The 13,482-nt window shown below is 61.5% G+C and carries 7 protein-coding genes, 1 tRNA gene and 1 pseudogene; 6 read left to right on the plus strand and 3 right to left on the minus strand.

What is annotated here, in order from left to right; translation table 11 throughout:
• Positions 1 to 7 precede the first annotated feature (7 nt).
• A complete protein-coding gene (locus HX839_RS12650; RefSeq protein WP_177067117.1) occupies positions 8 to 1,330 on the minus strand; it encodes an integrase arm-type DNA-binding domain-containing protein in 1,323 nt (440 codons plus the stop codon).
• A 172-nt stretch (positions 1,331 to 1,502) separates the two neighbouring features.
• Positions 1,503 to 1,578: transfer RNA gene (locus tag HX839_RS12655), tRNA-Thr, on the minus strand.
• Positions 1,579 to 1,623: 45 nt separating this feature from the next.
• Between HX839_RS12655 and HX839_RS31575 the strand changes: the two are divergent.
• Positions 1,624 to 1,927: pseudogene (locus tag HX839_RS31575) on the plus strand (hypothetical protein).
• A 138-nt stretch (positions 1,928 to 2,065) separates the two neighbouring features.
• Here the strand turns inward: HX839_RS31575 and HX839_RS12665 are convergent.
• Positions 2,066 to 2,296 carry a DUF2790 domain-containing protein gene (locus tag HX839_RS12665; protein ID WP_177067119.1) on the minus strand — a complete coding sequence of 77 codons (231 nt, stop codon included), beginning with the start codon at positions 2,294 to 2,296 and terminating at the stop codon, positions 2,066 to 2,068.
• Positions 2,297 to 2,987: 691 nt separating this feature from the next.
• On the opposite strand from HX839_RS12665, the gene bcsQ reads away from it, so the two are divergent.
• From bcsQ to HX839_RS12690, 5 genes are read left to right on the plus strand one after another with little or no spacing between them, the layout of a single operon-like run.
• Positions 2,988 to 3,971, plus strand: coding sequence for a cellulose biosynthesis protein BcsQ (bcsQ, locus tag HX839_RS12670; RefSeq protein ID WP_177067120.1), 984 nt, complete (start codon positions 2,988 to 2,990; stop codon positions 3,969 to 3,971).
• Positions 3,968 to 6,187: a UDP-forming cellulose synthase catalytic subunit gene (gene bcsA / locus HX839_RS12675; protein WP_177067121.1), complete on the plus strand. Its 2,220-nt coding sequence runs from the start codon at positions 3,968 to 3,970 to the stop codon at positions 6,185 to 6,187. The genes bcsQ and bcsA overlap by 4 nt, the downstream gene beginning before the upstream one ends.
• A complete protein-coding gene (gene bcsB, locus HX839_RS12680; protein WP_134325575.1) occupies positions 6,184 to 8,442 on the plus strand; it encodes a cellulose biosynthesis cyclic di-GMP-binding regulatory protein BcsB in 2,259 nt (752 codons plus the stop codon). Before bcsA ends, bcsB begins: the two co-directional genes overlap by 4 nt.
• Positions 8,439 to 9,635, plus strand: a complete 1,197-nt coding sequence (bcsZ, locus tag HX839_RS12685) for a cellulose synthase complex periplasmic endoglucanase BcsZ (RefSeq protein WP_177040770.1) — start codon at positions 8,439 to 8,441, stop codon at positions 9,633 to 9,635. Before bcsB ends, bcsZ begins: the two co-directional genes overlap by 4 nt.
• Complete coding sequence (locus HX839_RS12690) at positions 9,617 to 13,468, plus strand: cellulose biosynthesis protein BcsC (protein WP_177067122.1); 3,852 nt, start codon at positions 9,617 to 9,619, stop codon at positions 13,466 to 13,468. The genes bcsZ and HX839_RS12690 overlap by 19 nt, the downstream gene beginning before the upstream one ends.
• The last annotated feature ends 14 nt before the right edge of the window (positions 13,469 to 13,482 follow it).

Below are 13,482 nucleotides of genomic sequence, written 5' to 3' on the forward strand. Positions count from 1 at the left end.
TAACGGCCTACTCCCTCAAGCGGCTTTTCGCCTTGAGCCGCGTGACGTTCGTCCCGGTCTGGTTTGCAAATTCGTGCGGGGTGACATGCTCCTGTCGGTTGGCCTCCAGATACCGGCTCCACCAGTTCATGATCAGCCTGCGCTCCTCGATGAACTCGGCCTTGTGGATGTAAGCGGCACGGACATTGTTGCGTTCCTTGTGGCTCATCTGCCTTTCGATGGCGGTCTCGGACCACAGTCCAGATTCAATCAGCGCACTACAGGCCATTGAGCGAAAGCCATGGCCGCAGATTTCAGTTTTGGTGTCGTAGCCCATCTTTCTGAGTGCGCTGTTCACCGTGTTTTCAGACATGGGCTTCCAGGGCTTGGCGTCGCCTGCAAACACTAGGTCGAATTTGCCGGTGAGGACGTGGATCTGTTCAAGCAGAGCCACGGCTTGCGGCGATAAGGGTACAAGGTGGATGTCCCCGGCCATCTTCGTGCCCCTTGTTGAAAAGGGTACTCCGTCCAACGCGGGTCGAGTGTCCGGTATCTCCCAGGTGCCGCGCTTGAGGTCGAACTCGCTCCAGCGGGCGAAACGCAGCTCGCTGGATCGTACAAACACATGCAGCGACAGCATCACCGTCAGACGGGTAAGTGCCCGGCCTTTATAGGTGTCGATCCGCTCCTGAAGTTCCGGCAGTCGCGATAAGGGTAGAGCCGGGCGATGGACCACCCGCGGGGCCTTGATCGAGCCTTCGAGGTCGTAAGCAGGGTTTATGGTGATAAACCGGAGGCGCTTTGCCTCGCGCATGATGCTCTGCAGGTAGTTTTGTACCCTTAAAGCAACGTCTATCGTTCCGCGCTTCTTGATCGCTTCCAAGGGCTGCATAAGGTCATGGGTGTCGAGATCAACAATGGCGCGTGCGCCGATCAGCGGGAATACGTGGGTTTTGAGGCGGCTCATCACTGTCTTGGAATGGCCTGGTGCCCACTTGGCCGACATTTCCGTATGCCAGTCGAGCGCAACGCTTTCAAAGGTTCTGCCTTTGATTACGGCTTCCGCCTTAGCTTGGTGCTTGGTCTCTATAGGATCAACGCCATCTGCCAGCATTCGCTTGACTTCCAAGCGCTTGCGGCGCGCATCGGCGAGGCCAATGACGGGGTAGTTACCGAACGAGGTCAGTCCTTCCCGTCCGTCAGGTTTGACGTAACGGAGCCGCCAGCCTTTGCGGCCATTGGGTTGGACTAGAAGATAGAGGCCATCGCCGTCGAAAAGCTTGTAGGCGCGGTCTGTAGGTTTTGCCAAGCGGCAAGCTGCGTCTGAGAGCGGAGCTGTGGTGCGCGACATAAGGGTACTCCCTTTTATCGAAGTGACCTGTATCCCAAACTCTACCCTTAAAACGGTTGGAATCCACCAGTTTCTGACGGAAACCGATGGAACCCAAAAACGAAAAAACCCGCCAGAAGGCGGGTTTTTCGGGGGTTCTAGAGATTTTGAAAGCCTTCTCTGGAACCTTGTATGGTGCCGGCACCAGGAGTCGAACCCGGGACCTACTGATTACAAGTCAGTTGCTCTACCAACTGAGCTATACCGGCGTGTTAGGGCGACGATTATAGCGATTGGCAAGCATCTGTAAACCCCTGAATTCTGACTATTTTTGCAACCGACCGGGTTTTCTCTGCGCGGCCTCGTTTCAGCCACCCCAGCCCCGCCAATCCCATGCGCTGGATCACAGGAAAGGCCTGCGTGCAGAAAGCGGCAAGTGCCAATTCCTGTCCTGGAACAACAACTTCAAGCCCGACGGCCGCTTCACCATCACGTTTTTCCGCGATGCGCAGCAAACCCAGCCGATTCAAACCGAGAACGGCACCTGGTGTGGCGGCGGACCCGACTGGCGATTGCCAGGAGGATTATGAGTTCACCGAGCACCGTATTCGTGGTTAAAGCCTTTTAACTTCAGATGAAATTTTGTGGCGAGGGAGCTTGCTCCCGCTGGGCTGCGCAGCAGGCCCAAAACAGTGGGAGCACTGCGCACTCCAGCGGGAGCAAGCTCCCTCGCCACAGGTTTTGTCGTTCAGCTTTTTAGCTGCCTTCGTTGCATGAATCGGCAAATTTCTTGTACTCAAACACCCGCTTCTGCCCATGGGAATTCAGGTAGGTCATCCGCGCATTCACCACGCCACACGCCGCGCCTCCATCGTCCACGGTCGACAGTACTTGCTGTACATCCAGCTTGGGGCTGGCCTGGGCCGAAAAGGCGGCAACGTTGAGCAAGGCAAACAGGCTGCTGGCGATGAGGGTGTTGCGGTTCATGGTGGTGTCCTCTGAGGTTCAATAGGGTGTGTGTTGCGTTGGAGCCTATTGAGCGCCCGGGAGGTATCCGGCCTGTGTCATGCACCCCGGCGTTTTGCCTCGGCATGTGTTGAGAAGGGGATTGCATACAACTTGATACAGAAACTTATCCATTAGAGGTATTAGTGCCTCAGGGTCTTTCTCTTAGATGTTTTCGACATAACGGTCATCGTTTTTCCCTTGAATAAGGCGAGTCTTACCGTATTCTGTTTCGAAATATTAAACGTCATATAAATAGCGGAATCGTTTAACCCGGTTTACGGAACGTTGGCGGTTAATTACTAAGTTGTAATTTGATTCGTCAGCTAAGCAATTTTTCCTGACCAGGCGGACAGAAAAACTGTTAGAAGCCTCCGCAAGCTTCTGATCTGAAAGAAATTGATAAAAATTCTCCAAATAAGTCAAAAATACGGCACTAAGCCGCTCGTCGGAAAGAATTCATCAAAAAGCATCAAAATACTGACACCATCAATCTGATATCACAGAATGCCGCCAGCCAACACATAACTAGAAAAACCAAGGTCAGCTCAACGGGCTGACCTTTTTAACGCCTTTAAAGCGTAATAACCGGGGAGGGCAGTGGGTGAGTCGCGCAGACGATATTTCAAAACTATTCAATAAGCTGGGCGCCAATCCAAATGGCTACCGGGAGATGTACGCTGTCCACGATTATCTTGAGGATGACGTGGTGGTCGAGCGTTTCGACGCCGTGCCCATCCCGGCCCAAACCGCATGCACCGTCGCGCTGGATGAGCCGCCGTCGGCGCCATTGCTGCGCTTGCTCGAAGAGCTGACCCAGGGCGAAGCCGATCACCTGCAACCTCCCGAAGTGGTCGAAGGGCCGACCGGTGAGGTGTACTCGGATCAATCCTCACCCAAGGTGATCGTGGTGGTCTCGCTCAAGGGCGGTGTCGGTCGCAGCACGCTGACCGCGGCCATTGCCAGCGGCTTGCAGCGTCAAGGCCACCCGGCCGTGGCGCTGGACCTGGACCCGCAAAACGCCCTGCGTCATCACTTGTGCCTGGGCCTGAATTTGCCCGGCATCGGCGCGACGAGCTTGAGCAATGAGTCCTGGGAAGGCCTGGCTGAGCGCGGCTTTGCCGGTTGCCGCCTGGTGGCCTTCGGTGAGACCAACAACGACCAGCAAAAAAACCTCAATCGCTGGCTCGGCGAAGACGCCCAATGGCTGCCCCGGCACCTGGCCGGTTTGCAGTTGAATGGCCAGGACACGTTGGTGATCGACGTGCCCGCCGGCAACACGGTGTACCTGCACCAGGCCATGGCCCTGGCAGACGTGGTGTTGGTGGCGGTGCAGGCGGATGTTTCCTCATTCAGCACCCTGGCCCAGATGGACAGTGTGCTGGCGCCGTACCTTGAGTGCGAAAAACCACCACAGCGTTACTACGTGATCAACCAACTCGACGGCGCCCACCGCTTCAGCCTGGACATGGCCGAAGTGTTCAAGGCCCGCCTCGGCGATGCACTGCTCGGCACGGTCCACCGTGACCCGGTGTTCAGTGAAGCCCAGGCCTGCGGCCGCGATCCCCTCGACCCTACCGTCAACAGTCTCGGCTGCCAGGACATTCACGCCCTGTGCCGCACGCTGCTCGAACGCATCGATTCGGACCTTCCATGACCGACACTACGTACTCTACGCCCCACACTCCGGGGCGCGCCGAGCAGCGGCTGGACGCCGCGATTTCGCGCTTCAATCGCTGGCCCGATACGCTGCGCAAAGTGCTGGTGGTGATCAGTTGTGTGGTCGGCACCTTGCTGTTGGTGAGCATTGTCAGCGCCCCGCTGGACCTCTATAGCCAATGCCTGTTTGCCGCCGTGTGCTTCCTTGCGGTGCTGCTGCTGCGCAAGATTCCCGGGCGCATGGCGATCCTCGCGCTGGTGGTGTTGTCGCTGGTGGCGTCGCTGCGCTACATGTACTGGCGGCTGACTTCCACCCTGGGTTTTGAAACCTGGCTCGACATGCTGTTCGGCTACGGCCTGGTGCTCGCCGAGCTGTACGCGCTGGTGGTGCTGATCTTCGGCTACGTGCAAACCGCCTGGCCGCTGCGCCGCGAGCCGGTGTGGCTCAAGACCGAACCGTCGGAGTGGCCCACGGTCGACGTGTTCATCCCGACCTACAACGAGGCGTTGAGCATCGTCAAACTGACCATCTTCGCCGCCCAGGCGATGGACTGGCCCAAGGACAAGTTGCGCGTCCACGTGCTCGACGATGGCCGTCGCGACGACTTCCGCGATTTCTGCCGCAAGATCGGCGTGAACTACATCCGCCGCGACAACAATTTCCACGCCAAGGCCGGCAACCTCAATGAAGCGTTGAAGGTCACCGACGGCGAGTACATCGCGCTGTTCGACGCCGACCACGTGCCGACCCGTTCCTTCCTGCAAGTCAGCCTCGGCTGGTTCCTCAAGGACCCCAAGCTGGCGATGCTGCAAACGCCGCACTTCTTCTTTTCACCCGACCCGTTTGAAAAGAACCTCGACACCTTCCGCGCCGTGCCCAATGAGGGCGAGTTGTTCTACGGCCTGGTGCAGGACGGCAATGACCTGTGGAACGCGACGTTCTTCTGCGGCTCGTGTGCGGTGATCCGCCGCAAGCCCTTGCTGGAAATCGGCGGCGTGGCCGTCGAGACCGTCACCGAAGACGCCCACACCGCGCTCAAGCTCAACCGCCTGGGCTACAACACCGCTTACCTGGCGATCCCGCAAGCCGCGGGCCTGGCCACCGAAAGCCTGTCACGCCACATCAACCAGCGCATCCGTTGGGCGCGGGGCATGGCGCAGATTTTCCGCACCGACAATCCGCTGCTGGGCAAAGGCCTGAAGTGGGGGCAGCGCATCTGCTACGCCAACGCGATGCTGCACTTCTTCTATGGCTTGCCGCGGCTGGTGTTTCTCACCGCGCCGCTGGCCTACCTAATTTTCGGCGCGCAGATTTTCCACGCTTCGGCGCTGATGATTGTCGCCTATGTGTTGCCCCACCTCGTGCATTCGAGCCTGACCAACTCGCGGATCCAGGGGCGCTTCCGCCACTCGTTCTGGAACGAGGTCTACGAGACCGTACTGGCCTGGTACATCCTGCCGCCGGTATTGGTTGCGCTGGTCAACCCCAAGGCGGGCGGCTTCAACGTCACCGACAAGGGCGGAATCATCGACAAGCAATTCTTCGACTGGAAACTCGCCCGGCCGTACCTGGTACTGCTGGCGGTGAACCTGGTCGGGCTGTGCTTCGGTCTGTATCAATTGATCTGGGGCGACGAGTCCACCGCGGTCACCGTGGCGATCAACCTGACCTGGACCCTCTACAACCTGATCATCACCAGCGCGGCAGTGGCAGTGGCTTCCGAAGCGCGGCAAGTGCGCTCCGAGCCGCGGGTCAGCGCGAAATTGCCGGTCAGTGTGATCTGCGCCGACGGTCGTGTGCTCAAAGGCACGACCCAGGATTTCTCGCAGAACGGCTTCGGCCTGATCCTCGCCGATGGGCACCAGATTGCCCAGGGCGAACAGTTGCAGTTGGTGCTGTCGCGCAACGGACAAGACAGCCTGTTCCAGGCGCGGGTGGTGTTCAGCAAGGGCGCGCAGATTGGCGCGCAATTCGATGCACTGTCCCTGCGCCAACAAAGCGAACTGGTACGCCTGACGTTTTCCCGCGCCGACACCTGGGCCGCGAGTTGGGGCGCCGGCCAGCCCGATACACCGTTGTCAGCCCTGCGTGAAGTCGGTGCCATCGGCATCGGCGGCCTGTTTACCCTGGGTCGCGCCACGCTGCATGAATTGCGTCTGGCCCTGCGCCGCACTCCCTCACAACCGCTCGATACGCTGATGGACAAGCCATGACTTCCACACTATTTGCCCGCCCGCAGTCGCGCGGCGTGCTCGCGCTGATGATCGCTTCGCTGCTGGGCCTGGGCTCGCAGGCACAGGCCGCTGCACCCGCTGTTGCGGTGCAGAGCACTGACGAGGGCTACAGCCTGACCCTCAAGCAACTGGGCCGTCGCGACACCATGAACCTGCAAGGCGTGGAAGCGTCCGACAGCGTCAACTTCGACATCCGTGCCGATGAAGTGGTGAAGGGCGCGCAACTGTTGCTCAAGTACAGCTACTCGCCGGCGCTGCTGGCGGACCTGTCGCAGATCAACGTGCTGGTCAACGACGAAGTCGCCGCCAGCCTGCCGCTGCCCAAGGAAGGCGCGGGCATCCAGCAGGAAAAACTGGTGCAGATTCCGGCGCACCTGATCACCGAATTCAACCGCCTGAGCCTGCAGTTCATCGGCCACTACACCATGTCCTGTGAAGACCCGCTGCACAGCAGCCTGTGGGCCAAGATCAGCAACAGCAGTGAGCTGAAAGTGCAGGTGCAGCCGATCGTCTTGAAAGACGACCTGTCGGTGCTGCCGCTGCCGTTCTTCGACAAGCGCGATGCGCGCCAGGTCAGCCTGCCGTTCGTGTTTGCCAGCGCGCCGGACAACGCCGCGCTGGAAGCTGCCGGTGCGCTGTCGTCGTGGGTAGGCGGCTTGGCCAGCTACCGGGGTGCGACGTTCCCGACCACCCTTGGCGAGATTCCGGCCAAGGGCAACGCCATCGTGCTGGTGCAAAGTACCCAGGCCGTGGACGTACACGGTGTGGCGGTCCCTGAGCCTAAAGGGCCGACCCTGACCCTGATCACCAACCCCAACGACCCGAATGGCAAGCTGCTGATCGTCTCCGGCCGTGATGGCGCCGAACTCAAGCGTGCCGCCACCGCCGTGGTGCTGGGCAACCCGGTGTTGACCGGCAATAGCGTGGTCATCACCAGGCTCGACACCCTGGCCCCGCGCAGCCCTTACGACGCGCCGAACTGGCTGCCCAGCAACCGTCCGGTACGCCTTGGCGAGCTGGTAGAACTGAAAAAGCTCAACGTCTCCGGCTACAACCCGGGCCCGATCAGCGTCGACCTGCGCCTGCCGCCCGACCTGTTCAACTGGCGTGAAGAGGGCGTGCCGCTCAACGTCAAATACCGCTACACGCCGCAGCAGGTGTCCACCAACTCCTCCTTGCTGATCGGCCTGAACGACCAGTTCATGAAGTCTGTCGCGTTGCCGTCGGTGAGCAACCTGGGCGGTGGGCAGAGCCTGCTGGACCAGCTGAAGAAAGACGAAACCCTGCCCCGTGAAGTGACGACCCTGTTGCCGATCAGCTCGGCCTCGCCCAAGTCCAAGCTGCAACTGCGCTTCATGTACGACTACATCAAGGAAGGCGAATGCCGGGACATCATCGTCGACAACATGCGCGGTGCGATTGACCCGGACTCGAGCCTGGACCTGAGCAGCTACCAGCACTTTATCGCCATGCCGAACCTGGGCGTGTTCAACGATTCCGGCTTCCCGTTCACCCGCCTGGCTGACCTTTCGGAGTCGGCGGTGGTGATGCCGGACAACGTCGGCACCGATGAGTTGAGCGCCTACCTGACTGTGATGGGCCGCTTCGGCGAGTCCACCGGCTACCCGGCCACCGCCGTCAAAGTGGTGCAGGCCAAAGACGTGCAAAGCGTTGCCGACAAAGACCTGCTGGTGCTCGCCACCGGCGGCAACCAGCCGCTGCTGCAGCAATGGCAGCAATACCTGCCGGCCACCAGTGACGGCCTGCAGCACCACTTCCTGTTGTCTGACCTGCCACGTTATGTGCGCAGCTGGATCAGCCCGGACGCCGCGGCCAACCAGCATACGGCCAATGCCGGCATCACCTTCAGCGGCCTGAGCAACAGCACCTGGTTCGCCGGCTTCCAATCGCCGCTCAAGGCCGGGCGCAGCGTGGTGCTGATCGCCAGCAACCAGCCTCAGGGCCTGCTTGAAGCGACCTCGGCGCTGATTGGCGGTGACGACTACAAAGACTCGATCCAGGGCAGCCTGGCGGTGGTGCAGGGCACGCAGATCAGCTCGTTGGTCGCGGACCAGCAGTACTACGTCGGCGACCTGAACTACTTCAAATTCATGCAATGGCAGCTGTCCCAGAACCTGGGCTGGATGCTGGCGATTACCTTCCTGGGGCTGCTGGTGCTGACCTGTCTGATCTACCTGGCACTGCGTGCCCGTGCAAAACGGCGGTTGGCATGAGCCCTTTGCGTAGCGCGATCCTGGCGGTGATTGGCAGCACATTGCTTGCCGGTGCCGCCCAGGCACAGACCTGCGATTGGCCGCTGTGGCAGAACTATGCCAAGCGCTTTATCCAGGACGATGGCCGGGTGTTGAACTCGTCCATGAAGCCGACGGAAAGCAGCTCGGAAGGGCAGTCGTACGCGATGTTCTTTGCCCTGGTGGGCAACGACCGGGCGACCTTCGACAAGCTCTGGACCTGGACCAAGTCCAACATGGCGGGCGCCGACATCGGCCAGAACCTGCCGGCCTGGCTGTGGGGCAAGCGTGACGATGGCAAGTGGGGCGCGATCGACAGCAACTCCGCCAGCGACGCCGATTTGTGGATGGCCTATGCGTTGCTCGAAGCCGCGCGCGTGTGGAACGCACCGCAGTACCGCAGCGACGCGCAACTGGTGTTGGCCAACGTTGAACGCAACCTGATCGTGCGCGTACCGGGCCTGGGCAAGATGCTGTTGCCGGGGCCGGTAGGCTATGCACACGCGGGAGGCCTGTGGCGCTTCAACCCCAGCTATCAAGTACTGCCGCAACTGCGCCGCTTTGCAAAAGAGCGCCCGAACGCCGGCTGGAACGAAGTGGCCGAGAGCAACGCGAAGATGCTCGCCGACCTGCCGAGCAATCCCCATGGCTTGGCGGCCAACTGGGTCGGTTATCGCGCCACCAGCGCGAACACCGGGCTGTTTATCGTCGACCCGTTTTCCGATGACCTGGGCAGCTACGACGCGATCCGCACTTACCTCTGGGCCGGCATGACCGCCAAGAGCGACCCGCTGGCCGCGCCGATGCTCAAGGCCTTGGGCGGGATTTCCCGTGCCACCGCTGCGTCGGTCAACGGTTTGCCGCCGGAGAAAGTCCACGTGCTGACCGGTGAAGTCGAGAAAAACAACGGCTACACGCCGACGGGGTTCTCGGCCTCCACCATGGCCTTCTTCCAGGCCCGGGGCGAAACCGCCCTGGCGCAATTGCAAAAGCAGAAAGTCGACGACGCCCTCGCCAAGGCGCTCGCGCCTTCGGCCCCGGACAGCGCCCAGCCGATTTACTACGACTACATGCTCAGCCTGTTCGGCCAGGGCTTCGCTGATCAAAAGTACCGTTTCGAACAAGACGGCACGGTGAAATTATCCTGGGAGTCTGCATGCGCCGTCACACGCTAGCCATTGCGATTCTGGCGGCCCTGGCTTCCAGCGCCAGCTTTGCCGAAACCACTGACCCGCAAAGCCTGCTGATCGAGCAGGGCTATTACTGGCAGTCGAAAAAGAACCCGGAACGCGCCCTCGAGACCTGGCAGAAACTGCTGCGCCTGAGCCCTGAACAGCCGGATGCGCTGTACGGCATCGGCTTGATCCAGGTGCAACAACAGCGTCCGGCCGAAGCGCAAAAGTACCTGGCCCGCCTGCAGGCGCTGAGCCCGGTACCGCGCCAGGCCTTGCTGCTGGAGCAGGACATCACCGTCAACATCCCGGCCAACGCGAAGTTGCTGGAACAGGCCCGTGAACTCGGCGAGCCTGAAGAGGAGCGCGAACAAGCGGTGGCGCTGTATCGCCAGATCTTCCAGGGGCGCCAGCCCCAGGGCCTGCTTGCCCGCGAGTATCACAACACCCTGGGCTTCACGCCCAAGGGCACGAACGAGGCCATCGCCGGCTTGCAGCGTTTGTCTCGCGAGCGGCCGAACGACCCGATTGTGGCGCTGTTCCTGGCCAAGCATCTGGCGCGTAACCCGGCCACCCGCGCCGACGGCATCCGCGCCCTGGCCAAGCTGGCACCGAACAACGACGTGGGCGGCAACGCCGATGAAACCTGGCGCTTTGCGCTGATCTGGCTCGGCCCGCCGAAGAGCGACCAGGTGCCGTTGTTCCAGCAGTTTCTGGCTGCGCATCCGGACGACAGCGAAATCCGTGCGCTGATGAACAAGGGCATTGCCCAAGGCAAGACCGGCGCCGGTTGGCAGCGTGATCCGCAGATGACCAAGGCGTTCAAGGCGCTGGATGACGGCGACCTGAAAACCGCCGAGCCGCTATTGGCGGCGCGCCTCAATGAAAAATCCAATGACGTCGATGCCCTCGGCGGCATGGGCGTGCTGCGTCAACAGCAGCAGCGCTTCAGCGAGGCTGAAAGCTACCTGGTTCAGGCCACCCGTTTGCCGGGTGGCGCGGCATGGCAGTCGGCGCTCAATGATGTGCGCTACTGGAACCTGCTCAACCAGGCCCGTGACGCCCAGCGTGGCGGGCGCGGCAGCCAGGCCCGCGACCTGGTGGCCCAGGCCGAACGCTTGAACCCTGGCCAGCCCGGCGCTGCCGTGGCACTGGCGGGTTTCCAGGCCCAGGACAATCAGTTCGACACCGCCGAAGCCGGCTACCGCAAAGTGCTCGCCCGTCATCCTGGCGACCCGGACGCGCTGAGCGGCTTGATCAACGTGCTGTCCCAATCCGGGCAGCCGGAAGAAGCCTTGAAGCTGATCGACTCGGTGTCGCCCGCCGAGCGCGCGAAGTTCGCGCCGAGTGTGAAAATCACCGCGTTGCGCGCTACCCAGGTCGGCAAGCTGGCCGAGCAGCGGGGCGATTTGAAAGCCGCGCAAGCCGCCTACAAACAAGCCCTTGATGCCGACCCGGAAAACCCGTGGACACGCTTCGCCCTGGCGCGCATTTACCTGCGCGACGGCCAGATTCGCAACGCCCGTGCCTTGATCGACGGCTTGCTGGCCAAGCAGCCGAACCAGCCGGACGCGCTGTACACCAGCACGCTGCTGTCGGCGGAGCTGGGTGAGTGGAAAAAGGCTGAAGAGACCCTGGCGCGTATCCCTGCGGGGCAACGTACCGCTGACATGAACGAGCTGGGTATCGATATCGCGCTGCACAAGCAGACCGACATCGCCATCGAGACCGCCCGCCGTGGCCAGCGCCCGGAAGCCCTCGCGCTGCTGGGCCGCAGTGAAGCCATGACCCGGCAGAAGCCTGAGCGCCTCGCGGTGCTGGCGGCCGCTTATGTGGAAGTCGGCGCGACGCAGCAGGGCCTGGATATCATGCAGAAGGTTCTGGATAACAATCCGAACCCGACTGTCGACCAGAAACTGCTGTACGCCAATGTGCTGCTCAAGGCCAACCACTACACCGAGGCGGGCGACATCCTGCGTGAAGTGCAGGGCAAGCCGCTGAGTGAAACCGGTCGCCAGCGTTACGACGATTTGATCTACCTGTACCGGGTCAAACAGGCTGATGCCCTGCGTGAGAAAAACGACCTGGTCGCGGCCTACGACATGCTGTCGCCGGCCCTTGCCCAGCGTCCCAACGACGCTATGGCGGTAGGTGCCCTGGCGCGGATGTACGCGGCCAGCGGCAATAGCAAAAAGGCCATGGAGCTTTATGCGCCGCTGATTCAGCAGAACCCGAACAACGCTCGCCTGCAACTGGGCCTGGCGGATATCGCGCTGCAAGGCCGTGATCGTGGCCTGGCGGAAAGCGCCAGTGAAAAGGCGCTGTCCCTGGAACCGGGCAACCCCGAGATCCTCACCTCGGCTGCGCGCATCTATCAGGGGCTGGGCAAAAACAACGAAGCCGCTGCGCTGCTGCGCAAGGCGTTGGCGATTGAGAACAGCCAGAAGAGCCAGACGCAATTGGCTCAGGCCGGCTCCCAGGGCGTGCCTTACAACCCCTTCGTCGGCTTGCCGGGCCAGCGTCGCCAGGTCACCGACCTGACCGTCGCCGGCGCCGTGCCGCCGCCGATTGATGCACCGACCAATGTCGTGCCGGACAATGCCCTGGCAGCCTCCGCGCGTCCGGCGTCGAACAACTGGAACGAGCCGTTCGAGCCACCGTCGAGCATTGCTGCACTCGACACCGCCAACCTCAGCCCGGCACGTCGTGCACTGGATACGATCCTGCGGGATCGCACCGGTTACCTGGTGCAGGGCTTGAGCGTTCGCAGCAACAATGGCGAAAGCGGCTTGAGCAAAATCACTGACGTCGAGGCGCCATTCGAAGCGCGGATGCCGGTGGGGGATCTGAACGTTGCGCTGCGCGTGACGCCGGTGCATGTGAGTTCCGGCAGCGTGAAGAGCGACTCTGCCACACGCTTTGGCGGTGGCACGGCCAACCCGGCGGGCTCCCAGAGCGACACGGGCGTTGGTCTGGCCGTTGCCGTGGAGAACCCGGATGAAGGCCTCAAGGCAGACATCGGTGTGAGCCCGCTGGGCTTTCTGTACGACACCATCGTCGGTGGCGCCAGCGTCTCGCGGCCGTTCTCCCAGGGCTCCAACTTCCGTTACGGGGTCAACGTTTCGCGGCGTCCGGTCACCGACAGTGTGACCTCCTTTGCCGGTTCTGAAGACAAGCGTACCGGCGAGAAATGGGGCGGCGTGACCGCCAACGGCGGGCGTGGCGACCTGAGCTACGACAACCAGAAGCTCGGTGTGTATGGCTACGCCTCGTTGCACGAGCTGTTGGGCAACAACGTCGAAGACAACACCCGCCTGGAACTGGGCAGCGGCATCTACTGGTACCTGCGCAATACCCCGACAGACACCCTGACCCTCGGCATCAGCGGTACGGTCATGGGCTTCAAGGAAAACCAGGGTTACTACACCTACGGCCAGGGCGGTTACTTCAGCCCGCAGCGCTTCTTCTCCCTGGGTGTGCCGGTGCGCTGGGCGCAGAGTTTTGATCGGTTCAGCTACCAGATAAAAAGTTCGGTGGGCATCCAGCATATCGAGCAAGATGCGGTCGATTATTTCCCGGGGCATGACCAGCTCCAGAGTGACCGGGGCGATCCGAAATACGCCAAGGACAGCAAGACCGGCATCGGCTACAGCTTCAACGCCGCCGCCGAATACCGCCTCAGCTCGCGCTTTTACCTGGGTGGCGAAGTCGGTCTCGACAACGCCCAGGACTATCGCCAGTACGTCGGTAACGCCTACCTGCGCTACTTGTTTGAAGACCTGAGCGGGCCTATGCCCTTGCCGGTCAGTCCGTACCGTTCCCCTTATTCGAATTGATTTGATAGGAGTCA

Source organism: Pseudomonas sp. I8001, from assembly GCF_013385345.1.
Lineage (GTDB): Bacteria > Pseudomonadota > Gammaproteobacteria > Pseudomonadales > Pseudomonadaceae > Aquipseudomonas.

Bases quoted from the DNA above. Each gene is read 5' to 3' on its own strand.
- HX839_RS12650 (WP_177067117.1), bottom strand. From the start codon at position 1,330: ATGTCGCGCACCACAGCTCCGCTCTCAGACGCAGCTTGCCGCTTGGCA.
- HX839_RS12665 (WP_177067119.1), bottom strand. From the start codon at position 2,296: ATGAACCGCAACACCCTCATCGCCAGCAGCCTGTTTGCCTTGCTCAAC.
- bcsQ (WP_177067120.1), top strand. From the start codon at position 2,988: ATGTACGCTGTCCACGATTATCTTGAGGATGACGTGGTGGTCGAGCGT.
- bcsA (WP_177067121.1), top strand. From the start codon at position 3,968: ATGACCGACACTACGTACTCTACGCCCCACACTCCGGGGCGCGCCGAG.
- bcsB (WP_134325575.1), top strand. From the start codon at position 6,184: ATGACTTCCACACTATTTGCCCGCCCGCAGTCGCGCGGCGTGCTCGCG.
- bcsZ (WP_177040770.1), top strand. From the start codon at position 8,439: ATGAGCCCTTTGCGTAGCGCGATCCTGGCGGTGATTGGCAGCACATTG.
- HX839_RS12690 (WP_177067122.1), top strand. From the start codon at position 9,617: ATGCGCCGTCACACGCTAGCCATTGCGATTCTGGCGGCCCTGGCTTCC.